24 protein-coding genes and 1 other annotated feature (1 of these 25 running past the window's edge) are annotated in these 20,805 nt (G+C 67.6%); of the genes, 15 read left to right on the top strand and 9 right to left on the bottom strand.

Annotation, left to right across the window (positions count from 1 at the left end):
* Positions 1 to 31: 31 nt before the first annotated feature.
* From ACZZZD_RS13525 to ACZZZD_RS13495, 7 genes are all read left to right on the top strand, one after another.
* A complete protein-coding gene (locus ACZZZD_RS13525; protein WP_463435677.1) occupies positions 32 to 1,615 on the top strand; it encodes an ATP-binding protein in 1,584 nt (527 codons plus the stop codon).
* Between the two features lie 42 nt (positions 1,616 to 1,657).
* Positions 1,658 to 1,912, top strand: coding sequence for a type II toxin-antitoxin system ParD family antitoxin (locus ACZZZD_RS13520; RefSeq protein WP_463435676.1), 255 nt, complete (start codon positions 1,658 to 1,660; stop codon positions 1,910 to 1,912).
* Positions 1,909 to 2,217, top strand: coding sequence for a type II toxin-antitoxin system RelE/ParE family toxin (locus ACZZZD_RS13515; protein WP_463435675.1), 309 nt, complete (start codon positions 1,909 to 1,911; stop codon positions 2,215 to 2,217). The genes ACZZZD_RS13520 and ACZZZD_RS13515 overlap by 4 nt, the downstream gene beginning before the upstream one ends.
* The gene (locus ACZZZD_RS13510; RefSeq protein ID WP_463435674.1) at positions 2,214 to 2,963 is read left to right on the top strand and encodes a DUF72 domain-containing protein; all 750 of its coding nucleotides are present in this window, start codon (positions 2,214 to 2,216) and stop codon (positions 2,961 to 2,963) included. Before ACZZZD_RS13515 ends, ACZZZD_RS13510 begins: the two co-directional genes overlap by 4 nt.
* Positions 2,964 to 3,038: 75 nt before the next feature.
* A complete protein-coding gene (locus ACZZZD_RS13505) occupies positions 3,039 to 4,100 on the top strand; it encodes an NAD(P)-dependent alcohol dehydrogenase (RefSeq protein ID WP_463435673.1) in 1,062 nt (353 codons plus the stop codon).
* Between the two features lie 121 nt (positions 4,101 to 4,221).
* A complete protein-coding gene (gene phbB, locus ACZZZD_RS13500; RefSeq protein WP_463435672.1) occupies positions 4,222 to 4,947 on the top strand; it encodes an acetoacetyl-CoA reductase in 726 nt (241 codons plus the stop codon).
* A 49-nt stretch (positions 4,948 to 4,996) separates the two neighbouring features.
* Positions 4,997 to 5,752: a DUF4908 domain-containing protein gene (locus ACZZZD_RS13495; RefSeq protein ID WP_463435671.1), complete on the top strand. Its 756-nt coding sequence runs from the start codon at positions 4,997 to 4,999 to the stop codon at positions 5,750 to 5,752.
* A 265-nt stretch (positions 5,753 to 6,017) separates the two neighbouring features.
* On the opposite strand, the gene gloB is transcribed toward ACZZZD_RS13495, so the two are convergent.
* Positions 6,018 to 6,740 (bottom strand): hydroxyacylglutathione hydrolase, encoded by a 723-nt coding sequence (gloB, locus tag ACZZZD_RS13490; RefSeq protein ID WP_463435670.1) that lies wholly within the window; start codon positions 6,738 to 6,740, stop codon positions 6,018 to 6,020.
* Positions 6,741 to 6,786: 46 nt separating this feature from the next.
* On the opposite strand from gloB, the gene ACZZZD_RS13485 reads away from it, so the two are divergent.
* From ACZZZD_RS13485 to ACZZZD_RS13465, 5 genes are all read left to right on the top strand, one after another.
* Positions 6,787 to 7,530 carry a methyltransferase domain-containing protein gene (locus ACZZZD_RS13485; protein WP_463435669.1) on the top strand — a complete coding sequence of 248 codons (744 nt, stop codon included), beginning with the start codon at positions 6,787 to 6,789 and terminating at the stop codon, positions 7,528 to 7,530.
* Between the two features lie 48 nt (positions 7,531 to 7,578).
* On the top strand, positions 7,579 to 8,103 hold the full coding sequence (locus tag ACZZZD_RS13480; RefSeq protein WP_463435668.1) for a SixA phosphatase family protein: 525 nt from the start codon (positions 7,579 to 7,581) through the stop codon (positions 8,101 to 8,103).
* Entirely contained in the window at positions 8,100 to 8,444 is a 345-nt protein-coding gene (locus ACZZZD_RS13475; protein ID WP_463435667.1) for a DUF952 domain-containing protein, read from the top strand. The genes ACZZZD_RS13480 and ACZZZD_RS13475 overlap by 4 nt, the downstream gene beginning before the upstream one ends.
* Positions 8,356 to 9,498, top strand: a complete 1,143-nt coding sequence (locus ACZZZD_RS13470; RefSeq protein WP_463435666.1) for a quinone-dependent dihydroorotate dehydrogenase — start codon at positions 8,356 to 8,358, stop codon at positions 9,496 to 9,498. Before ACZZZD_RS13475 ends, ACZZZD_RS13470 begins: the two co-directional genes overlap by 89 nt.
* Positions 9,499 to 9,568: 70 nt before the next feature.
* A complete protein-coding gene (locus ACZZZD_RS13465) occupies positions 9,569 to 11,452 on the top strand; it encodes an ATP-binding protein (RefSeq protein WP_463435665.1) in 1,884 nt (627 codons plus the stop codon).
* Here the strand turns inward: ACZZZD_RS13465 and ACZZZD_RS13460 are convergent.
* The gene (locus ACZZZD_RS13460; RefSeq protein ID WP_463435664.1) at positions 11,428 to 11,856 is read right to left on the bottom strand and encodes a very short patch repair endonuclease; all 429 of its coding nucleotides are present in this window, start codon (positions 11,854 to 11,856) and stop codon (positions 11,428 to 11,430) included. The genes ACZZZD_RS13465 and ACZZZD_RS13460 overlap by 25 nt on opposite strands.
* 54 nt (positions 11,857 to 11,910) lie before the next feature.
* Positions 11,911 to 12,396 carry a redoxin family protein gene (locus ACZZZD_RS13455; protein WP_463435663.1) on the bottom strand — a complete coding sequence of 162 codons (486 nt, stop codon included), beginning with the start codon at positions 12,394 to 12,396 and terminating at the stop codon, positions 11,911 to 11,913.
* Between the two features lie 126 nt (positions 12,397 to 12,522).
* Here ACZZZD_RS13455 and ACZZZD_RS13450 point away from each other — a divergent pair, with 126 nt between their 5' ends.
* On the top strand, positions 12,523 to 13,092 hold the full coding sequence (locus ACZZZD_RS13450; RefSeq protein WP_463435662.1) for a YqgE/AlgH family protein: 570 nt from the start codon (positions 12,523 to 12,525) through the stop codon (positions 13,090 to 13,092).
* Positions 13,093 to 13,112: 20 nt separating this feature from the next.
* Here ACZZZD_RS13450 and ACZZZD_RS13445 read toward each other — a convergent pair whose 3' ends face one another.
* The 3 genes from ACZZZD_RS13445 to ACZZZD_RS13435 all read right to left on the bottom strand — a co-directional run bounded on the left by ACZZZD_RS13445 (position 13,113) and on the right by ACZZZD_RS13435 (position 16,394).
* Positions 13,113 to 13,949, bottom strand: a complete 837-nt coding sequence (locus ACZZZD_RS13445; RefSeq protein ID WP_463435661.1) for an outer membrane protein — start codon at positions 13,947 to 13,949, stop codon at positions 13,113 to 13,115.
* A 138-nt stretch (positions 13,950 to 14,087) separates the two neighbouring features.
* Positions 14,088 to 15,788, bottom strand: a complete 1,701-nt coding sequence (locus tag ACZZZD_RS13440; RefSeq protein WP_463435660.1) for a bifunctional protein-serine/threonine kinase/phosphatase — start codon at positions 15,786 to 15,788, stop codon at positions 14,088 to 14,090.
* Between the two features lie 78 nt (positions 15,789 to 15,866).
* On the bottom strand, positions 15,867 to 16,394 hold the full coding sequence (locus ACZZZD_RS13435) for a TetR/AcrR family transcriptional regulator (RefSeq protein WP_463435659.1): 528 nt from the start codon (positions 16,392 to 16,394) through the stop codon (positions 15,867 to 15,869).
* Positions 16,395 to 16,552: 158 nt separating this feature from the next.
* On the opposite strand from ACZZZD_RS13435, the gene ACZZZD_RS13430 reads away from it, so the two are divergent.
* Entirely contained in the window at positions 16,553 to 16,906 is a 354-nt protein-coding gene (locus tag ACZZZD_RS13430; protein WP_463435658.1) for a VOC family protein, read from the top strand.
* 3 nt (positions 16,907 to 16,909) lie between these two features.
* On the opposite strand, the gene ACZZZD_RS13425 is transcribed toward ACZZZD_RS13430, so the two are convergent.
* From ACZZZD_RS13425 to ACZZZD_RS13415, 3 genes are read right to left on the bottom strand one after another with little or no spacing between them, the layout of a single operon-like run.
* Positions 16,910 to 18,577 carry a putative bifunctional diguanylate cyclase/phosphodiesterase gene (locus tag ACZZZD_RS13425; protein WP_159846184.1) on the bottom strand — a complete coding sequence of 556 codons (1,668 nt, stop codon included), beginning with the start codon at positions 18,575 to 18,577 and terminating at the stop codon, positions 16,910 to 16,912.
* Between the two features lie 31 nt (positions 18,578 to 18,608).
* A complete protein-coding gene (locus ACZZZD_RS13420) occupies positions 18,609 to 19,187 on the bottom strand; it encodes a GNAT family N-acetyltransferase (protein ID WP_463435657.1) in 579 nt (192 codons plus the stop codon).
* A gap of 35 nt (positions 19,188 to 19,222) precedes the next feature.
* Positions 19,223 to 19,810 carry a TetR/AcrR family transcriptional regulator gene (locus tag ACZZZD_RS13415; protein ID WP_463435656.1) on the bottom strand — a complete coding sequence of 196 codons (588 nt, stop codon included), beginning with the start codon at positions 19,808 to 19,810 and terminating at the stop codon, positions 19,223 to 19,225.
* Between the two features lie 65 nt (positions 19,811 to 19,875).
* Between ACZZZD_RS13415 and ACZZZD_RS13410 the strand changes: the two genes are divergently transcribed.
* On the top strand, positions 19,876 to 20,712 hold the full coding sequence (locus ACZZZD_RS13410; RefSeq protein WP_463435655.1) for a metal-dependent hydrolase: 837 nt from the start codon (positions 19,876 to 19,878) through the stop codon (positions 20,710 to 20,712).
* A 60-nt stretch (positions 20,713 to 20,772) separates the two neighbouring features.
* Positions 20,773 to 20,805, top strand: a sequence feature (sul1 is cis-regulatory element that is thought to sense ions involved in sulfur or methionine metabolism; They are found in Alphaproteobacteria) (it continues 31 nt past the right edge of the window).

The raw sequence follows: 20,805 nt of genomic DNA, 5'->3' as shown, positions 1-20,805 counted from the left end.
CTAACATGGGTCTCAGTTGAGGGAGTGCGCCATGACCTGTCTGCCCGTTGCGGCCCTGGCCCTCCCTGCCTCCAGTGTGGATCTGGACACCTTCTTCGACGTATCGCTGGATCTGCTGGTGGTGCGCGAACTGGACGGAAGGGTGGTGAAGGCCAGCGCCTCCTGGTTCACCGTCCTGGGCTATCGACCCGACGAGATCGAGGGCCGCGACCTGCCCCGCCTGGTGCATCCCGATGATCAAGGCGTCACGCGCGACAGCATCGTCGAGGTCGAGAGCCGCCGCCCCGGCGATCCGGTGCTGGGTCAGGTCAACCGCTATCGCCACAAGGCCGGCCATTATGTCACCGTGGAATGGCGCGCGCACCGGCTAGGAAACCGCGTCTATGGCATCGCCCGCGACGTGACCGAAAAGGTCGCAGCCGAGCGGGCCCTGCGCGACGCCACCGCCGCCGCCGAGGCCGCCAACCACGCCAAGTCCGATTTCCTGGCCAATATGAGCCACGAGATTCGCACACCCCTGAACGGCGTCATCGGCATCGTCGACGCGCTGTCGCGCACCGATCTGACACCCGAACAGGCCGAGATGGTCGCCCTGATCGGCAGTTCGGGTGTGACGCTGGAACGGCTGGTGTCCGACATTCTGGACGTGTCCAAGATCGAGGCCGGCCATCTGGATCTGGAGACCCGCCCCTTCGATCTGGACCAGGCTCTGGCCGCGCCGCTGGATGTCATGCGCCTGCGGGCCGAGGCCAAGGGCCTGAGTTTCGACATCCGCCGCGACGCCGATGCGCGCGGCCTGTTCGTCGGCGACAGCACCCGCATCCGCCAGGTGCTGGACAATCTGCTGTCCAATGCGATCAAGTTCACCCATGCGGGCTCGGTCGGCGTCGCCATCGCCATTGACGAGGATTCCGACGGCCTGACCCAGCTGACTCTGCAGATCGACGACACCGGCGTCGGCTTCTCGCCCGATCATGCCGCCCAACTATTCGACCGGTTCAGCCAGGCGGATGCGACCATCACCCGCCGGTTCGGCGGCACAGGCTTGGGTCTGTCGATCTGCCGATCACTAGTCGAGTTGATGGGCGGGCGGATTTGGGCGGCTTCGACGCCCGGCGTCGGCAGTCGGTTCACCGTCGAGATTCCGCTGACGCGCGCCGCCTCCCTGACCGACCATGATGCGCGACAGCGCGCCCGCGCGTCGGAGGCCGAACGGCCCGTCGCCGCCCTACGCGTGCTGTTGGCCGAGGATCACCCCGTCAACCAGCGCGTGGTCCAGCTGATCCTGGCGGCTCACGCCATGCAGGTCGTCACTGTCGGCGACGGCGAACAGGCTTTGGCCGCCTTCCAGGCCGGGACCTTCGACCTGATCCTGATGGACATGCAGATGCCGGGCATGGATGGCCTGACCGCCACCCGCGCCATCCGCCAGATGGAGGCCGACCGACCGGCCAGCGCACGCACCCCCATCGTCATGCTCAGCGCCAACGCCATGGCCGAACACCGCGATCAGGCCCAGGCCGCCGGCGCCGACCTCCATGTCCCCAAACCCATCACGGCCGCCAGCCTGCTGGCTGGCATCCAGGCGGCGATGGCGGCCCGATCCGACGGTTGACAAACCTTGCCAAGCCCCCACTTTTTGGGGAGGAGGCCAACCATGGCGACGATGAACATCTCCCTGCCCGATCCGATGAAGGCCTGGGTCGAGGAACAGGCGAAATCCGGCCGCTACGCCAACACGTCCGACGTGGTGCGCGACCTGATCCGCCGCGAACAGGTCAGGGCCGACAAGATCGCCAACATGCAAAGGCTGATCGACGAAGGCCGAGCCAGCGGGATCAGCGACCGCACGCCTCGTCAAATCTTTGAGGATGTCAAAGCCGATTTCGAGCGCCGCAAGGGCGCCGCGTGAACGGCTATCGGCTCAGCACCGCCGCCGACATCGATCTTACGGCGATTTTCTGGGACGGAATGGAGCGGTTTGGGACTGCATCAACCGAACGATACTTGGAAAAGCTCGAAGGCCTTTTCGCACACATCGCCGAGTTTCCCCGTAGCGCCCGGTTGAGAACAGAACTGACACCGCCAGTCCACGTCTATCCGACTGAGGCGCATATGATCATCTACCAGATTGAGGATGATGGCGTGGCGATTTTACGCATCCGCTCGGTTCGTGAGAACTGGATTGCCGCGCCCTTGGAAGATGACCCACAATGACCCATTCCATCCATGTCGGCATCGGTGGCTGGACGTTTGAGCCGTGGCGCGGGGTCTTCTATCCCGAGGGCCTGGTCCAGAAGCGCGAGCTGGAATATGCCGCGTCGAAACTGACCTCGATCGAGATCAACGGCACCTATTATTCGACCTTCAAGCCCGACAGCTGGCGCAAGTGGCGCGACGAGACGCCGGACGACTTCGTGTTTTCGGTCAAGGCCAGCCGCTACTGCACCAATCGCAAGGTGCTGTCCGAAGGCGCAGAGAGCTTCGACAAATTCCTGTCCCAGGGCCTGACCGAGCTGGGCGACAAGCTGGGACCGATCAACTGGCAGTTCATGGGGACCAAGAAGTTCGACGCCGAGGACTTCGAGGGCTTCCTGAAGCTGTTGCCCAAGGAAAAGGACGGGGTGCGGCTGCGGCATGCGCTGGAGGTTCGGAACCCGACCTTCGCCACCGAACAGTTCTATGACCTGGCCCGCAAATACGGCGCGGCCATCGTCTATGCCGTCGATGACGAGGAGCCAACCTGGCCCCAGATCGACGAGGAAACATCTGACTTTAGATATGCCCGGCTGATGTCGAGCCGCGAGGACGAGCCGACCGGCATGACGGCGACCGAGCTGGATGCGGTGGCCGACCAGGCCAAAAGCTGGGCGAAACGCGGCGAGGTCTTCGCCTATTTCATCTCGGGCGCGAAGGTGCGGAACCCGGCGGCGGCCCAAGCGCTGATCGCCAAGCTGAAATAGCCGCCGCGCGCTTGCGGACCTGCGACTGCCGCCTCATCTGAGGCCGGCTCACTGCAAAGCCTGAAGGACATTCCCATGCCGATCGCCACACGCGCCTTCGCCGCGACCGCCGCCGACAAGCCGCTGACGCCCTACAGTTTCGACCGTCGCGACCCCGGCCCGGACGATGTGCTGATCGACGTCAAATACTGCGGCGTCTGCCACTCGGACCTGCATGCCGCGCGCAGCGAGAGCGGCCGTTCAACCTATCCGCTGGTGCCGGGTCACGAGATCGCCGGTCTGGTGAAGGCTGTCGGCGCCAACGTCACCCGCTTCAAGGAAGGCGACCGCGTCGGCGTCGGCTGCATGGTCGATAGCTGTCGCGAATGCGCCTCGTGCCAGGAAGGCGTCGAGCAGTACTGCATCCCCGGCTTCACCGGCACCTATGGCGGCAAGGACAAGAAGGGTGGCACGGCCGAGGCCATCACCCAGGGCGGCTATTCCGACCACATCACGGTGGATCAACATTTCGTCCTGTCCATCCCCGACAGCCTGGCGCTCGACGTCGCCGCTCCCCTGCTGTGCGCCGGCATCACCACTTATTCCCCGCTGAAGGAATGGGGCGTCGGCCCGGGCTCCAAGGTGGCGGTCATCGGCCTGGGCGGCCTGGGTCACATGGCGGTCAAGCTGGCGGCGGCCATGGGGGCGGAGGTCACCGTCCTGTCCACCTCGGACCGCAAGAAGGCCGACGCCGAGCGGATGGGCGCCAAACATTTCCTGATCAACTCCGACAAGGACGCGATGAAGGCGGCGGCCGAGAAGTTCGACCTGATCATCAACACTGTCTCGGCCACGCACGAGATCGCCAGCCATGTCCAACTTCTGGCGCGTGACGGCACCATGATCATGCTGGGCCTGACGACCGAGGGCCTGCCGGTCTTCGCCCTGCCGCTGCTGTGGCGTCGTCGCCGCATCGCCGGCTCGCTGATCGGCGGCATCAAGGAGACGCAGGAGATGCTCGATTTCTGCGCCGAGCACGGCATCGCCTGCGACATCGAAACGATCGCGCCGGACCAAATCAACGACGCCTATGAGCGGATGCTGAAGTCGGACGTGCGCTATCGCTTCGTGATCGACATGGAAAAGCTGGCCGCCTGACGCGCGACGACAGCATGAAACTTCCGTCGCGTCAGATTCACGCCTTGCGCCCTTTCCCCCGCTCGTTAACCTGAAACCCGACAAGGCCTTCCTAAGGGCCGGCGTAGGGACAGGAGACGACATGGCGCGCGTAGCTTTCGTGACGGGCGGGACCCGGGGCATCGGCAAGGCGATCGTTCAACGTCTGAACGAGGACGGCATCCGCGTCGCCGCCGGCTATTCCGGCAATGATGAAGCCGCCCAGGCCACGGCCAAGGCGCTGGGCGTCATGGTGGTCAAGGGCAATGTCGGCAGCTTCGACGACTGCGCCCGCGCGGTTCAGGAGGTCGAGGCCGAACTGGGGCCCATCGACATCCTGATCAACAACGCCGGCATCACCCGCGACGGCTTCTTCCACAAGATGAGCCACGACCAGTGGTCCGACGTGATCCGCGTCAACATGGACAGCGTCTTCAACATGACGCGCCAGGTCATCAACGGCATGCGTGACCGGGGCCACGGCCGCATCGTCAACATCTCCTCGATCAACGGCCAGAAGGGTCAGATCGGCCAGACCAACTATTCCGCCGCCAAGGCCGGGATGATCGGCTTCACCAAGGCGTTGGCGCTGGAGAATGCGCGCAAGGGCGTGACCGTCAACTGTATCGCGCCCGGCTATATCGACACCGAGATGGTCGGCGCCATGGATCCCAAGGTTCTGGAAAACATCATCAGCCACATCCCCGTCGGGCGCCTGGGCAAGGGTGAGGAAATCGCGGACATGGTGTCCTGGCTGGTGGGCGAGCGTGCCGGATATGTCACAGGCTGCACACTCTCGTTGAACGGTGGTCAATACCTGGTGGGTTGAGGCGAGCTTCGCCCAAAATCCGCCTCTCGCGGGTTTCATCAAGACAGTCATGAAGTTGTTGGGATCGGTCACGGCGAAAAAGTCGCCACGCGTGACTGCGATGGCGGTCGCCGCCATCGCAGTCATCGGCGTGAGCGTCGTCGCGCCTGCCGTTTCCCATGCCCAGTCCGGCCGCTCGGTCCCGCCGACGGCCCGCTATGTCACCAGCAACGGCCAGGGCTTCATCCTGGACACCTCGGGCTCGCGCGCCCTGATGCGGTTCGAGCGGTCGACCGAGGTCTGGGTGCTGCGGCCCACGCCCGCGCCGCGCGGCGACATCATCTATCGCAATGATAATGGCGATCAGGTGCTGCGCGTCACGCCGAACGGAGCCGTGACCCTCTATACGACCACCGCGCCCCAGGGCTCGCCCGCCTCGCGCGTCGGTGATGCGCAAGGGTTGGCCAATGCCGCCATGACCGGAGCCCAGCTGGTCGATTATTTCATGCGCCAGAGCTATCGCGCCAGCCAGGCGATGGGGCGGCTGATCGTCATCGACGTGAACATCCAGCCCGGCTCGGAACAGGTCGCCGCCGACACCGTCTCGGCCGCCAGCGACGCCATCGTGCGCATGGCGCGGTCGTCCAACCTGCGGTCTCAGGTCGAGCGGGTCCGCCGCGTGGTGGTGTCCGACCAGGGCCGCCCATCGGTCACCCTGGTCCAGGGCACGCTACGGATCGTCATCGACGCCGACGCCGGCATCGCCGGTCGCCCCTCGTCCGCCCGGATCGTGCGGGTCGTGGGCGGCGAGGCCCTGAACCGCTGAATTCTACTTTGGGCTCGGCGGAGGCGGGTCGATGAAACCCATTGGCGCGATTCAAAAAGGGGTTCATCACAGCGATCACGACGAGGTCACAACGACCACGACGGAGCCGTGCCGGTTCGGAAAATCTTGATGGCCTGCGGCGCGGCGAAGCCGCAGTGTCAGCGACGGCCTGGCCATGAGGTCGAGCAGCAGACGCGCGTTCGGCGCCGTCGTGGTCGTTGTGACCTCGTCGTGACCGTTGTGATGAACGCCTTCGCCAGCGCCTCTAAAAAGCGTCCTTTGCCGCCCGGCGCGCGGCGAACTGATCCGCGTCCGTCGCGGTCAGGAACGGATTGAACCGCTTTTCCACGCCCAGCGTCGTCGGCACGGTCGGTTCGCCCCGGTCCCGCGCGGCGAATATCGCCTCGGCATGAGCGGCGGTCTCGGACCGATCGTCCAGGCTCAGGGTGAAGCGGGCGTTCGACGCCGTATATTCGTGCGCGCACCAGATCACGGTCTGATCGGGCCAGGCCTTCAGGATCTGCAGGCTGGCGAACATCTGTTCGGGCGTGCCTTCGAACAACCGGCCGCAGCCCAGAGCGAACAGGGTGTCGCCGGTAAAGGCCAGTTCGTCCGCCGGCGCATGAAACACCACATGGCCCAGCGTATGGCCGGGCGTCAGCGTGACCTCGAACCGCGTCTCGCCCACCATGACAACGTCGCCGTCCGCGACCACGCGGTCCAGCGGCGCGACCTTGCGTACCTCCTCCGGCCCCACGATCTCGCAGCCCGTCTCGGCCTTCAGCCGGGCGTTGCCCTCGGTATGGTCGGGGTGCCAGTGGGTGTTCAGGATCAGGTCCAGCCGTCCCCAGCCCAGCCCCTCCAGCTCCGCCAGTATCCGCGCCGCGTCCGGCGTATCGACCGCCGCCACCACGCCCGTCGCGGCGTCGCGGATCAGGAAGCCGTAGTTGTCGCTGCGGCAGGGGAACAGATGAACATCCAGGGTCATGCGCGTATCCTAGCAGCAGGGCCGCCGACAGGCCTATAGTGCGCCCATGCGGCGCAGCATCGACGAGCTTCGAACCTTCTACGGCGAGCCGACCGGCGCCTTGGCGCGTCGGCTGGTGGCGCGACGGCTGGACGACGCCTGGGGCGAGGCGGCCGATTGCGACGTGCTGGGCATCGGCTATGCGACACCGTGGCTGGACGCCTTCGTCGGCGCCCGGCGCGTGGTCGCGGCCATGCCGGGCGGCCAGGGGGTCGAACACTGGCCGACGGTCGGGCGCAACCGCACCCTGCTGGTGGACGACCGCCGCCTGCCCTTCCCGGCCGGATCCTTCGACCGCATCCTGCTGGTCCATGCGCTGGAGGAGGCCGACGATCCCGCCGCCCTGCTGCTGGAGGCCGTGCGGGCGCTGTCGCCGACCGGGCGCATCATTCTGGCGGCGGCGGCGCGCGGCGGCCTGTGGGCGCGGGCCGACAACACCCCCTTCGGTCATGGGCGGCCCTTCACCCGACGTCAGCTGGAAGGTTTGGTGCGCGACGTGGGACTGGAGCCGATGGCCTGGTCCCAGACGCTGTATGCGCCGCCCTGGGGGCCGATGCTGGCCTTGGCGGACGGGTTCGAACAGATCGGCCGCCGCGTCTTTCCGGGCGCCGCCGGGCTGATCTTGCTGGAGGCCTCGCGCCAGAGCTACGCCCGCATCCGGCCCAGCGGCCATGCCCAGCGCGTCGCCGCCCCCGCCCTGACGCCCCAGCCTGCGGCCTCCGTGTCGTCGCGGCGCAAAGCGGACGACTGACGCGGAGTTGACCCCCGCGCCATCTGGTCGCGGAGGGGAAACCGCCTTATGGCGAAGATCATGCACCGACTGATCCTGATGCGGCACGCCCAGGCCGAACCGTCCGCCCCGTCCGGCGGCGGCGACGAGGCCCGCCCCCTGTCCGCCGCCGGCCGCGCCGAGGCCCGGCTGATGGGGCGCGCGCTGGCCGAGCGAGGGCTTAAGCCGGACCTGGCCCTGGTCTCCAGCGCCTTGCGCACGCGCCAGACCTGGGAGCAGATGCACGACGCCTTCGGCGACGTGGAGGTTCGCGACGAGGCCGCCCTCTACAACGCCGGCTCGGACGTGATCCGCAGCTTCGTCGAGGCCAGCGAGGACGAGGCCGGCTGCCTGCTGATCCTGGCCCACAATCCGGGCGTCCATGTTCTGGCCGCCGAATATCTGATCGAGAGCGCCGCCTCACCGGCCGTGGTGGACAAGCTGTCAGGCGGGTTCCCGACCGGCGCGGCCGCCCTGTTCACCGTCGATGCGGCGGGACGCTGCACCTACGAAGGCTTCCTGACGCCGCGTGCCTTGGGCGCACCCTCGGCATGACAGACGTCGCCTACAAGATCGTCGATGCCGCCGAATGGCGCACCGCCGTCGCCCAGGGCCGCTATGACGGCGCCCCGGTGGATCTGGCCGACGGCTACATCCACATGTCGGCAGAGGCGCAACTGGCCGAGACCGCGCGGCGTCACTTCGCCGGGCGCGCACACCTGCTGCTGCTGACGGTGGACCTGAGCCGGTTCGGCGACGATCTGGTGTGGGAGCCCTCGCGCGGCGGCGACCTGTTCCCGCACCTCTATGCCCCCCTTCCCGTCGTCGCCGCCACGGCGTCGCGCGCCTTCTCGGTCACGGCCGACGGCGAGATGGCGTTCGAGGACGACAAATGAGCCTGACCGACTTCCTGGCGGGGGGAGCGCCGCCCTGCTGCGACGGCTGGACCCGGAACAGGCGCACCAGCTGGCGATCAAGGGGCTGGCCTTCGCACCCCTGCCTTCGCCGCCCGCCGACGATCCGATCCTGCACACGCGTCTGGCCGGCCTGAGCCTGCCCAATCCGGTCGGTCTGGCGGCGGGTCTGGACAAGAACGGCGAAGCCCTGCGCGGTCTGTCGCGCCTGGGTTTCGGCTTCGTCGAATGCGGCTCCGTCACCCCGCGCGCCCAGGCCGGGAACCCCAAACCCCGCCTGTTCCGCCTCAGCGAGGACCGGGCCATCATCAACCGGATGGGGTTCAACAACGCCGGGCTGGACGCCTTCGCCGCGCGGCTGGACCACCGTCCATCGGGCGTGATCGTCGGCGCCAATCTGGGGGCCAACAAGGACACCGAGGACAAGGCGGCGGACTATGTGGCGGGTTTGACCAGGCTGGCGGGCCGGGCCTCCTATTTCACCGTCAACATCTCCTCGCCCAATACGCCGGGCCTGCGCGCGCTTCAGGGCCGTGAGCAACTGGACGACCTCTTGGGCCGCATTGACGCCGCCCGCCCCGCCATGGGCCCCGAGCGCGTTCCCGTCTTCCTGAAAATCGCGCCCGACCTGATCGCCGACGAGATCGGCATGATCGTCGAGGCCTCGCTGGTGCACCGGATCGACGGCCTGATCGTGTCCAACACCACGCTGGAACGCCCCGAGACCCTGCGCTCGCCTGACGCGTACGAGACCGGCGGCCTGTCCGGCGCCCCCATCCGTCCGTTCGCGGAAAAAGCCCTGCGCGCGGCGGCCGAGGCGGCGGGCGGTCGCCTGCCCCTGATCGCGGTCGGGGGCATCGACAGCGGGGCCGAGGCCTATGCCCGCATCCGCCTGGGCGCCACGGCGGTCCAGGTCTATTCAGCCCTGATCTACGAGGGGCTGGGCCTGATCGCCCGCATCAAGCGCGACTTAGCCGCCCGTCTGCGCGCCGACGGCTTTTCCACAGTGGCGGAGGCGGTCGGCGCGGGCCGTTGACGGAGCGTTAGGCTCGATCGGCATACTCTAGCCGATACGAACGACCGGCGTTCGTCATCAGAGGGCCTGCATGCATTCGACCATCGTCGATAATGCTGAAAGCGGTTGGACGGCCGCCGTGCGCCAACGTCGTGGCGCGCTGCTGCAACGCATCGCCTCGACCTGGGCGGTCGCTCTGGTCGTCACCCCGATGGTCGGGATCTGGTTCAGCCTGGGCTGGGTCGTCCTGTACATGGCTGTTCAGGGCGTCGAACTTGTGATCTTTGGCCCGGTCGCACGCGGCGACAAGGGCGAGATGTCCACGGCGCGCAAGATCGCCGGCTGCATTGCCCTGGCGGTCAGCGCCACCGTGTTCGGCGGCCTGTCCCTGGTGATGTGGCAAGTCGGTGGGCCGATGGGCGGGGTCTGTGCGGCCCTGATGCTGCCCGCGATCATGCTGTCGTCCATGATGACCGCCGCGCGGTGCCAGCCGATGATGATCGCCAGCCTGGCGCCGCAGATGATCTATCTGCTGGCCACGCCGTTCCTGGCACATGCGTTCGGCGCCCCGGGGCCGCTGGTGATGACCTCGGCGGCGACCGTCGTCCTCTATGTCTTCTACGTCGTCATAACCTGGCAGCGGATGAGCGACACCACCGCCGACATGATCCGCGCCCACACCCAGGCCGAGGAACTGCGCCTCAAGGCCGAGCGCAGCCTGTCGGACCACACCGCCTTCCTGGCCGCCGTGGGTCATGATTTGCGCACGCCGATCGGCGCCATCCTGGCCGGCGCCGCGGAATTGCGCGCGCCGGATTCGCAGTCTCGCGCCAGCGCCAGTTTGATCACCGACGCCGGCCTGATGATGAAGGCGCTGCTGGACGACCTGCTGGACCACAGCCGCATCGGGGCGGGCCGAATGACGGTCGAGGCGAACGATTTCGACCTGCGCCAGATGCTGGCCCAGACGCTTCAGCTGTGGCGCGGCTCGGCCGACGCCAAGGGCCTGAAACTGCGCGTCGAAGGCGCGGCCGTCGTCCCGCGTCAGGTCAAGGGCGACGTCATGCGTATCCGTCAGGTGCTCAACAACCTGATGTCGAACGCGATGAAGTTCACCGACGAAGGCCAGATCACCCTGCGGGTTCAGGTCTGGCCGGAAGAACCGTCGGGCTACGCCCTGCTGTTCGAGATCATCGACACCGGCCCCGGCATGACGCCCGAGCAGATAGCGCGCCTGTTCACGCCCTTCGACCAGACGGCCGACGGCGTGACCGCCCGCTACGGTGGTTCGGGCCTGGGTCTGGCGATCAGTCGTAATCTGATCGACCTGATGGGCGGCCGCCTGACGGTGCGCAGCGCGCCGGGACGGGGTTCGCGTTTCACCGTGTCTCTGATTCTGCCCAAGGGCGAGGATGCCGAACCGATCCTGGAGGTCGTTGAGGAAAGCCGCCTGGACATCGCCCGGTCGCTGACGCCCATCGCCCTGCCCGTGGCTCAGTCGGTTCCCGCAGTTGTTGCGCCGGAACCTGTCGCGGACCTCGCGCCCGCCGCCGGGCCGGACGAGACCGACGACCAGCCCCTGCGCCTGCTGGTCGTGGACGACCACGACATCAACCGCCGCGCGGTGCAGTTGATCCTTCAGCCGCTGGGCTGTGAGATAACCACCGCCGCCGACGGCCTGATCGCGCTGGAACGCTGCGACGAGGCGGTGTTCGATGTCATCTTCATGGATGTGCGGATGCCCGAGCTGGACGGGCGCGAGACCACGCGTCGCCTGCGCGCCGGCGGCGGACCCAATGCCCGCACACCGGTCGTCGCCGTCACCGCCGACACGGCTCCCGAGGATGTCGCGGCCTGTCAGGCGGCCGGCATGGCCTATTTCGTCTCCAAGCCGCTAACGCCCACGGCCCTGATCGGCGCCCTGCAGCACGTCCTGAACGACACCGCCGCTCAGACCCGGACCGAGGCCGCCTGATCCCTGACGGCGGCGACCAGGGTCGCGGCGAAACCGGGTTCTCGCATGTCGCATTCCCAGACCGTCACGACGCGCCAACCTGACGCCTCCAGCGCCTGAACGGCGGCGGCGTCGCGCACGCGATTGCGGGCGATCTTGGCGATCCAGTACTCGGCGTTGGTCTTGGGCTGGCGCGCCCCGCGCGGGCAGTCGTGCCCGTGCCAGAAACAGCCGTGGACGAACAGGGCGATCCGGCGGCCCTTCATCAGGACATCCGGCCGACCGGGCAGACCCGCCCCGCCCAGCCGATAGCCGATCCCGGCCGTGCGCAGGATCCTGCGCACGGCCAGTTCCGGCGACGTATCCTTGCCCTTCACGCGACGCATCACGGCGCTGCGCTTCTCGGGGCTGAACACATCGGTCATTGCTAGCGTCGACCCAGGCTCAAGTAGCGAAGCGATAGCCTGGATCGACAGACATCAGAGCTGCGCGAGCAGATGCTCGGCGGAAGACACCTTGAACTCGCCGCCCTGTTCGATGTTGAGCTGCTCGACCACACCGTCCTTGACCAGCATGGAATAGCGCTGCGAACGCTCGCCCAGGCCGAAGCCCGACCCGTCCAGCACCAGGCCCAGGGCCTTGGTCAGTTCGCCGTTGCCGTCGGCCAGCATGACGATGCTGTCGTCGGTGATGTCCTGGCTGTCGGCCCAGGCCTTCATGACGAATGCGTCGTTGACCGAGATGCAGGCGACCGTATCGACGCCCTTGCCCTGGATATCGGCCAAGTGATCCTTGAAGCCCGGCAGGTGGCGCGCCGAGCAGGTCGGGGTAAAGGCGCCGGGCACGGCGAACAGAGCCACGGTCTTGCCCGCAAAGATGTCGGCGGTGCTGACGGGTTTGGGCCCTTCGGCGGTCGCCTGGGCGAGGGTCGCGTTCGGGATGCGATCGCCGATCTGAATGGTCATGTCTGTCTCGTTAAGGTTGGGGCTGACGGGATTGAAAACACCGTTTGCGACACATAGAGACGCGCGCCGGGACCGCAAGCGCCGGGACGGCTTGCTTGCGCCGCTTTCGCGACCGATGATTGGATCATGAGCCAAGCCTCCCCCCTGACCGGCCGTCTGCTGGTCGCCATGCCCGGCATCAGCGATCCCCGGTTCGAACATGCCGTCATCCTTATCTGCGCCCACGGTCCCGACCATGCGATGGGGCTGCGGCTGGACCGACCGGCGCCGGGCGTGGATTTGAAGACTGTCCTGGACAAGCTGGAGGCCCCGGCCCCGGATCAGTCGATCGGCCGCGCGGTGCTGATGGGTGGGCCAGTCGAACGCGAGCGCGGTTTCGTCCTGCACACCGACGACTGGATGATCGGGGATGACAGCCTGCCGTTTGGCGACGGCCTGGCCATGACCGGCACGCGCGAGGCCCTGGCCGCCATGACCGACGCTGTCGCGGGTCCGCGCCGTTCGGCCCTGCTGCTGGGCTACGCCGGCTGGGGCGAGGGGCAGTTGGAAGAGGAGTTGGCCGAGAACGTCTGGCTGACCGCCGACGCCGATCTCGATCTGATCTTCGACGGCGAACACACGTCGAAATGGACGCGCGCCCTGGCCCAGATGGGCGTGGACGCGGCCATGCTGTCAAGCCAGGGCGGCCGAGCGTAAGCCCGACCGCCCGTTAAGGCCTAGAATCGGTAGTTCATGCCGATGCGGAACATGTGGGTTCCGAACTTGCCGTTGCTGCGGATCATGTCGGTGCCCGTCGTGTTCGGGGCCGAGATGAACGGGTTGGCGGCCGGGGTCGTGCCGGTGTTGCCGACGCGGATCACCGGGCTTTCGACGTCCAACGAGGTGTACAGGTATTCGCCGTTGACGGTCAGGCCGCGACCCAGGGCGTATTCCACGCCGCCGCCGGCCTGCCAGCCGTCGCCGTCATCGCTTTCGCTGGTTTCGGTGAAGCTGTTGGCCTGGTTCGAGGTGCGGAACTTGTTCTCGAACTTGCCATAGGCGTAACCGCCGGTGCCGTAGATCAGGGCGGGGCCGTAGGCGTAGCCCAGCTTCAGACGGGCGGCCGCCGTGCTCTCCAGCTCGCGCGTGAAGGTGTAGAAGGCGGGGGTGGTTGAGAAACCGGTCACCGAGTCCTGCACATTGTTGACGCTGTATTCGGCCAGGGCGCCGACGACGAAGTTGCCGAACTGCATGTCGTAACCGGCGCGCACGCCCGCTTCGACACCGTCGTTGTCGTCACGGCAGCCCGTGCCAGGCGCGGTGCTGGTCGCCATGCCGCCGCAGAAGCCGGGGCTGAAGGCGTTGTCGCCGGCGGCGGTCGAGACCTGGTCGCCGTAGCGGCCGTCCAGATTGCGGTCGAAACCGAGGTTTTCGTCTTCGTCCTCGTTCGACTGGTTGTAGCCGCCGAAGATGCCGACGTAGGGGCCGGACCAGTCAGGAGCGACCGACTGCGCCAGGGCGGGGGTGGAGACCATGGCCAACGCGAGGGCGCTGGATGCGAGTGTCTTGATCATGGGGGAGGCTTTCGTGCCAAACTTGCGGGCGCGACGTCCCCGCTCGCCGTCACAAAAGCCGAAGTCGATCAGGCGTTCCGGCCCCCGTGCGCCGCTATATGTCGCACATCCAAAAGCTGTCTTGCGACGTATGGGGGCCTAACGCGTTGTCATCGACACCAGCAGCGCCAGCAGAAGCAGCAGGCTGACCCCCTGCCAGAATCGCACCGGATCGCGCTCGATCAGGGACAGTTGGCGCGGCGGCGGCGCGGCCACGGCGCTGCCGGTTTCCAGCACATGGATCAGCTCCTCCACGTCCTCGAACCGCTCGTTCGGATCGACGGCGACGGCGCGCATGATGGCCGCCTCCAGCCAGGCGGGCATGTCCGGCCGATGTCGCGTCGGCGGAACCGGCGCCCGGTCGAAGCGCGGCGCATCGGCTGGATCGACCTCGCCCCACGGATATGTGCGGGTGAACAGCCGATACAGCGTCACCCCCAGGGCGAACTGGTCGGTGGCGGCGTTCCCGCTCTCGTCCGCATACATTTCCGGAGCCTTGTAACCGGCGGTGCCGGGCGCCTCGGCCTCGGCGAACTCCTCGGCCAGCCGCAGGCGCGCTACCCCCAGATCGACCAGTTTCAGCCCGCTGTTGGTCTCCAGGATCACATTGTCCGGCTTGATGTCGCGGTGAGTCACCCCCGCCCGGTGCAGGGCCGACACCGCCCGCGACAGACGCAAGGCCACGCCGATCCCCTCGGCGATCTCGAACGGTCCCTCCTCCGCCAGCTGCGCATGCAGGGTCTGACCGGCATAAAAGGGCTGGGCGATATACAGACGGCTCTGGCGGCCAGCATCCAGGCTCAGCACCTTGCCGACGAAGGGGCTGTCGATGCGCCGACCGATGAAGGCCTCACGCAGAAAGGCGGTGCGCGCGCCGCGCTCGGACACCACGGCGGGCTTGGGGAACTTCAGCACCACCATGCCTCCGTCGCCCAGGGTATCCTTGCCCAGGAACAACCGCGTATAGCGCCCGTCCGCGACCAGCCGCTGCAAGGCGAAGCTGTCGACATTGTCGCCCACGGCGGGCGGCGGCAGGATCGCCAGCCCCTCGGCCTCGGCCGTAATCGCTTCCCAGTCGGGCGCGCCGGTTCGGATCACGTCGATGACGATGGCGGTGGCGTTGTCGCGCGCGCCCGCCGCCTCGACCTCGGCCAGGATCGCGTGTGCGTCCGCGTCGGGCGAACTGCGTCGTCCCAGCAGGCCCGCGATCACCGCATCGGCCAGCACCCCATGCACTCCGTCGGTGGTCAGCAGCAGCCGGTCGTGCGGCTCCAGCCGGACCTGACGCACGTCCAGCTTCACGTCCGCCTCGATCCCCACCGCGCGGTACAGCACATGGCTGAGCCCCTGCTGAGAACGGGTATGATCCTCCGTCAGCCGCGTCAGCACCCCGTCGCGGAAATGCCACGCCCGGCTGTCGCCCACGTGCAGGGCCGTCGCCTCGCGCCCGCGCAGGATCACCGCCGTGAACGTGGTCGCCGCCCCCTCCATCGCCGGATCGATCCGACCGCGCGAATGGAGCCAGCGGTTGAAGCCCCTCAACGCCTTGATCCCATTCGCCGCGATGCCGTTCAGCGGGTTCTGATCCAGATAGCCGTCGATGAAGCTGCGCGTCGTCAGCTCGGCCGCCATCCGCCCGGCCTTCGACCCCGACACCCCATCGGCGATCACCGCCACGACCCCATGCTCGCGCTGCTCGGCCGCCGTGCCGATATGGACGCCGCCGAAATCCTGATTGTCCACCTTTGGCCCCTGCAAGGTCGCAAAGCCGGCGGCGATCTCCAGTCTGGCGTCGGTCATGGGCGCACTGTCAGACAATCGGAGCCATATGACCAGATCACGAGAGTCTTCAGTGAGTGGGATCGACCGCAATGCGGGTCAACGGCGTTGAACGCCCACCAGCGCGTTCGCCAGATCACCGGAATGGCACGAGGCCTCGCCGGATAGCCACATCTGCAATATCGCAAACTGGCCGGCCGCCGCGCCTCTCGCAATCAGTGAAGATGGAAGAGCGTTGTCGGCGCGATCCGAAATCTTCGCTTCGATCATCGCCGCCAGCCTGCGTTGCAGTTTCGTCTGCAACGGCGCCTCGAACAGATGGCGTGTCAGGGCGCGACGATCCCACAGATGGTCCAGCATGACCTTCAGCCGCGCCGTATTGCCCTGCCCGGCGCCGGCCTGCGCCAAAGGGATCAGGATCGGCTCGACGACGGCTTCGAGCACCGCCGCCTTGCTCTGAAAATGCTCGTAGAAGGTCGAACGGCCCACGGCGGCGGCCTGGATCAGATCCGTCGTGCGGATGGCCGAGTATCGTCGATCGGACATCAGCCGGATCAGCGCATCCGTGATCGCCTGCCGCGTCCGCGCGCGGCGCCCGTCCCTATCCTGCGTCTCGCCATCGATCATGCCGACAACCTAGCCCACGCAGGCCAAGCCAGGCAGGGCTTTCCGAGGCTTGCGGACAAGATGGCCCCACTGTCCGGAAACGGCCGAAAGCCGGACGTTGCGGGTTTCGCGAGGGCCGAGCGAAGGGCATCATCGCCCCCTCATCCAGAGAGGTTCCAATGACTGCACAGCACCGCGCCGTCGCCATCGTGCCCGCACGCGACATGGACCTCAGCGAGGCCTTCTATCGCCGCCTGGGCTTCGACGTGGTCAGCGACTATGGCGACTATCGCATTCTGGAGGATGGGCGCGGCGGCCATCTGCACCTCAACGCCACGCCCGGCTGGCCCGCCCGGATCGAGGACAACGCCCTGGGGCTCTACCTCTATGTCGAGGATGTCGACGCCGCCGCCGACCGCGTGCGCGAGCTCATCATCGGCGCGGGGCCTGAGAAGAAGCCGTGGGGCACGTATGAGTTCGCCGTCAGCGACCCCAATGGCGCGCTGGTGCGTATCGGACGCCCCGTGGATTGAAGACTACGCCGACCGCTGCTTCAACGGCGCCGTGCCGTCCGCCAGGCTCTCGGCCAGATAGACCTCGGCCTCTTGGGCCGGCAGGGCGGGCGCGTAACCGAAGCCCTGGCCGTAGTGGCATTGGGCGTCCAAGAGCAGGCGGGCCAGTTCGGCGTTCTCGACACCCTCGGCGACGACTTCCAGCGACAGGTCGCGGCCCAGGTTGACCACCGACTTGACGATCTTGGCCGAGCCTTCGTCCTTGTTCATCGTCAGCACGAAATAGCGGTCGATCTTCAGCGTATCGAACGGCAGGCGCGCCAGATAAGACAACGACGAGAAGCCGGTGCCGAAGTCGTCCAGCGCCAGGGACGCCCCCACATCCTTCAGCGATTGCAGGACCTCGGCGGCGTGCGCGGTGTCGCGCATGATGTCGCCCTCGGTGACCTCCAGCTTCAGCGCGCCCTTGGGCAGGCCGGTTTCCTTGATGATGCGCGCCACGTCCTCGCACAGGTGCGGGCGTTCGATCTCGCCGACCGACAGGTTGACGCTGCAGAACATCTTGCCCGCCAGCGGATGGCGTTCGATCCATTCGGCCAGTTGCCGCGCCGACTGGGTCATCATCAACAGGCCCAGGTCGTTCATCATCCCCAGGTCGGCGGTCAGGCCCAGGAACTCGTCCGGCGGCACCAGGCCGCGGCGCGGGTGACGCCAGCGCGCCAGGGCCTCGAAGCCCGCCACCGCCCCGGTGTTCAGGTTCACGATGGGCTGGAAGAAGGGCACGATCTCGCCGCGCACGAAGGCGTTTCGCAGGTCCGCTTCCAGGGCCAGACGACTGAGGCTGTCGCTCTCCAGCGCCCGGCCATAGGCGGCCGATCCGCCGCGCCCGGCGCCCTTGGCCGATTCCACCGCCAGCTCGACCCGACGCAACAGTTCGGCGGCGTCGGGCGCATCGGGCCCGCCCTCCACCATCACCGCCCCGATGGAGACGGTCGGATAGATGTCGAAGCCCGCGACCCGCAGCGGCTGCTCCAGCGCGTCGCGCACGCGGTAGCTGGTGTGCGAGGCGGTCTTGGGCACGATGATGGCGAACTCGTCCTCGCCGATCCTCGCCGCCGAGGCGTCCTTGTTGAAGGCGGCGGCGAGACGCGAGCCCAGGGCCGACAGCACCAGGTCGGTGCGCTCATGCCCCAACGCCTCGTTCAGGCGCCGCAGCCGGTCCACGTCGCCGACCACGATCTCGTATTCGCCCGGCTGGGTCAGGACCTCGCCCACGCGCGCGATGAAGGCGCGACGGTCCAGCAGGCCCGTCAGCGTATCCCGATCCGATCCGGCGAACTTGGTCTCCAGCGCTACGACGCCGGCGGCGCGCAATCCGTCCTCCAGCCAGACGCCGCGCCACAGGCAGGTCTCGGACCCGCGCATCCGCAAACGCACGGCGACCTCGGCCCCCTCGTCCTGCGGTTTCAGCATGCGTTCGGCCAGGCTGCGATCCTGGGGCATGGCCAGGGCGACGAAGCCGGCAGCCGTGCATTCCGGGGCCAGCGGTCCAAGGCCCAGCGACCGCGTCGCGCCGGTGAAGCGCAGCTCGTCCGTCGCCGGCGTCCAGACCCACAGCGCCGTATCGGCGGCGGCCAACGCCTCGATGGCGGTCGTGGCGTCCCAGGCCAGCGATCGGGATCGTGGTGTCACGCGTCTCGCCCTTCCAGACGGCCCCCGGCCGTCAACGCTCGTCCTCGACCAGGCCGAACAGCAGATGATCTGCCCACTCGCCGTTAATTTTCAAATAAGCGCGAGCCCGTCCTTCGTTGCGAAAGCCCGATTTCTCCAGCACCCGGCGCGAACCGTGGTTGCTGGGCAGGCAGGCCGCCTCAAGACGGTGCAGCTTCAGCTTGTCGAACGCATAGCCGACCACCGCCTGCACCGCCGCCGTCGCCACGCCCTGGCCGGAATGGGGTTGGCCGATCCAGTAGCCCAGCGTCCCGGTCTCGGCGACGCCGCGCCGCACGTTCGACAGGGTCACCGCCCCCGCCAGGGTCTTGCCGCCGTCCACCAGCACGAAAAAGGGCCAGGCGTGGCCCAGCTCCATCTCGCGCGCATAGATCGACAGCCTGCGCCGGAACGCCGCCTTGGTCAGGTCGTCCTCGGGCCAGGCCGGCTCCCACGGCTGAAGATAGTCGCGCGATCCGTCGCGCAGTGCGGACCAGGCGGCGTAGTCGGCCGCGCGCGGCGGCCGCAGCAGCACGCCGTCGCCCCGGACCACCGGCCCGGCCACATCGCTCATCCAGTCCAACAGGGCCATGACGCCTCATACAACAGGACGACTGTGGCCTGAACTCACGGTTCCGCCAAGACGGTCGCCGTCAGCTTCAACGCCAGTTCGCGGCCCAGACCGTCGGGCGCGCCCAGCATCGGCGTCAATATTTCGCCGATCAGCCCCTCGGCGAAGGCCATATAGGCCGCCGTCATGACCAGGGACCGCGCCCGGTCCGCCGCACGGGGATCGTCCGGCGCCATGGCCGCCAGCCGGTCGGCCAGATCCCGCACCACCCCGCCGAAGCTTTCCGCCCGCCCCTGTTCGCGCGCCAGCGCCAGCCAGGCCGCCATCTGCGACGCCCCGCCCTTGCCGAAGGCGTCGAAGACGACGGTCATCAACCGATCCGGCTCCACCCCCTCGCGCCCTTCGCCCGATCCTTCGTTAAGGCCCGCCTCGATCCGCTCGGCCAGGTCACGCACCATCGCATCCATCAGCGCGCCCTGAAGCCCAGCGGCCGAGCCGAAATGGTGGATCAGATTGGCGTGGCCCACGCCCATCCGCTCGCCCACGGCCTTCAGCGTCACCGCCGCCGGGCCGCCGAACAGCAGAAGGTCGCGCGCCGCCTCCAGCGCCTCTTCACGCGCCACCGCCCCACGCCGCCGCTTCATCGGACCATTAGTTGACATTGATGTCAGTTAACTCCATATTCCTCTCGAAATCGAGGAGCAGAACCATGGCGAAATCCGCCACCCCCGCCGACCTCCAGATCAAGCCGCGTGACCTGCATATCGACCGCGAGGCCCCGACGCCACGTTGGTGGCTGAACGGCGACCCGTTCGGCACCGCCGTGATGAACGCCCTCAGCCTGACCTTCCCCGACGGCGAGCGGTTCTTCATCCAGTCGGTCAAGCGGTTCGCCAAGGATACGCCCGCGAACCTGGCCGCCGACATCCGCGCCTTCACCGTCCAGGAAGGCGCCCACACGCGCGAACACATGGCCTTCAACGCCATCACCGCCCGCGCCGGCTACGAGACCGCCGAGATCGAGGCCTATGTCACGGCCCGCCTCGATCTCGCCCGCGCCCGCCCGGCCATCGCCCAGCTCGCCGCGACCATGGCGCTGGAGCATTTCACCGCCGCCTTCGCCCATCGCCTTCTGGCCGACCCGGATCTGCTGAAGGGCTCGCCCCATGACCTGGCCCGCCTGTGGCGCTGGCACTCCATCGAGGAGATCGAACACAAGGGCGTGGCCTATGACGTCTTCCTGCACGCTGCGCGCGATCTCAGCCCGCTGAAGCGCTGGCGGCTGCGGCGCTGGGCCATGTTCCTGACGACCCTGCTGTTCACCAAAACGGTGCGCGAGACGACCCTGATGCTGCTGAAACAGGACGGCATCGTCGGCTGGAAGGCGCGTTGGGGCCTGTTCCGCTGGCTGTGGCTGAAACCGGGCCTGTATCGCCGCATGATCGGGGACTATGTCGCCTTCTACAAACCCGACTTCCACCCGTGGCAGGTCGACGATCGCGACCTGATCGCCAACGCCGAGGCGGGGCTGGCCCAACCGGCCTGATACGCGCCGCACGGCGTCGCTTGCTTTTCGCGACGCCGCGCCGCATGAGGGCGGCCTCACCTCGGACCCGGCCCTGTTCGCAGGCGACGGGTG

The sequence above is a fragment of the Brevundimonas sp. AC546 genome, from assembly GCF_979258305.1.
This window is presented reverse-complemented; position numbering and strand designations above follow the sequence as displayed.

Excerpts from the sequence above, each read along its gene's own strand:
- ACZZZD_RS13525 (WP_463435677.1), top strand. The coding sequence starts at position 32 with ATGACCTGTCTGCCCGTTGCGGCCCTGGCCCTCCCTGCCTCCAGTGTG.
- ACZZZD_RS13520 (WP_463435676.1), top strand. The coding sequence starts at position 1,658 with ATGGCGACGATGAACATCTCCCTGCCCGATCCGATGAAGGCCTGGGTC.
- ACZZZD_RS13510 (WP_463435674.1), top strand. The coding sequence starts at position 2,214 with ATGACCCATTCCATCCATGTCGGCATCGGTGGCTGGACGTTTGAGCCG.
- ACZZZD_RS13505 (WP_463435673.1), top strand. The coding sequence starts at position 3,039 with ATGCCGATCGCCACACGCGCCTTCGCCGCGACCGCCGCCGACAAGCCG.
- phbB (WP_463435672.1), top strand. The coding sequence starts at position 4,222 with ATGGCGCGCGTAGCTTTCGTGACGGGCGGGACCCGGGGCATCGGCAAG.
- ACZZZD_RS13495 (WP_463435671.1), top strand. The coding sequence starts at position 4,997 with ATGAAGTTGTTGGGATCGGTCACGGCGAAAAAGTCGCCACGCGTGACT.
- gloB (WP_463435670.1), bottom strand. The coding sequence starts at position 6,740 with ATGACCCTGGATGTTCATCTGTTCCCCTGCCGCAGCGACAACTACGGC.
- ACZZZD_RS13485 (WP_463435669.1), top strand. The coding sequence starts at position 6,787 with ATGCGGCGCAGCATCGACGAGCTTCGAACCTTCTACGGCGAGCCGACC.
- ACZZZD_RS13480 (WP_463435668.1), top strand. The coding sequence starts at position 7,579 with ATGGCGAAGATCATGCACCGACTGATCCTGATGCGGCACGCCCAGGCC.
- ACZZZD_RS13475 (WP_463435667.1), top strand. The coding sequence starts at position 8,100 with ATGACAGACGTCGCCTACAAGATCGTCGATGCCGCCGAATGGCGCACC.
- ACZZZD_RS13470 (WP_463435666.1), top strand. The coding sequence starts at position 8,356 with ATGCCCCCCTTCCCGTCGTCGCCGCCACGGCGTCGCGCGCCTTCTCGG.
- ACZZZD_RS13465 (WP_463435665.1), top strand. The coding sequence starts at position 9,569 with ATGCATTCGACCATCGTCGATAATGCTGAAAGCGGTTGGACGGCCGCC.
- ACZZZD_RS13460 (WP_463435664.1), bottom strand. The coding sequence starts at position 11,856 with ATGACCGATGTGTTCAGCCCCGAGAAGCGCAGCGCCGTGATGCGTCGC.
- ACZZZD_RS13455 (WP_463435663.1), bottom strand. The coding sequence starts at position 12,396 with ATGACCATTCAGATCGGCGATCGCATCCCGAACGCGACCCTCGCCCAG.
- ACZZZD_RS13450 (WP_463435662.1), top strand. The coding sequence starts at position 12,523 with ATGAGCCAAGCCTCCCCCCTGACCGGCCGTCTGCTGGTCGCCATGCCC.
- ACZZZD_RS13445 (WP_463435661.1), bottom strand. The coding sequence starts at position 13,949 with ATGATCAAGACACTCGCATCCAGCGCCCTCGCGTTGGCCATGGTCTCC.
- ACZZZD_RS13440 (WP_463435660.1), bottom strand. The coding sequence starts at position 15,788 with ATGACCGACGCCAGACTGGAGATCGCCGCCGGCTTTGCGACCTTGCAG.
- ACZZZD_RS13435 (WP_463435659.1), bottom strand. The coding sequence starts at position 16,394 with ATGATCGATGGCGAGACGCAGGATAGGGACGGGCGCCGCGCGCGGACG.
- ACZZZD_RS13430 (WP_463435658.1), top strand. The coding sequence starts at position 16,553 with ATGACTGCACAGCACCGCGCCGTCGCCATCGTGCCCGCACGCGACATG.
- ACZZZD_RS13420 (WP_463435657.1), bottom strand. The coding sequence starts at position 19,187 with ATGGCCCTGTTGGACTGGATGAGCGATGTGGCCGGGCCGGTGGTCCGG.
- ACZZZD_RS13415 (WP_463435656.1), bottom strand. The coding sequence starts at position 19,810 with ATGAAGCGGCGGCGTGGGGCGGTGGCGCGTGAAGAGGCGCTGGAGGCG.
- ACZZZD_RS13410 (WP_463435655.1), top strand. The coding sequence starts at position 19,876 with ATGGCGAAATCCGCCACCCCCGCCGACCTCCAGATCAAGCCGCGTGAC.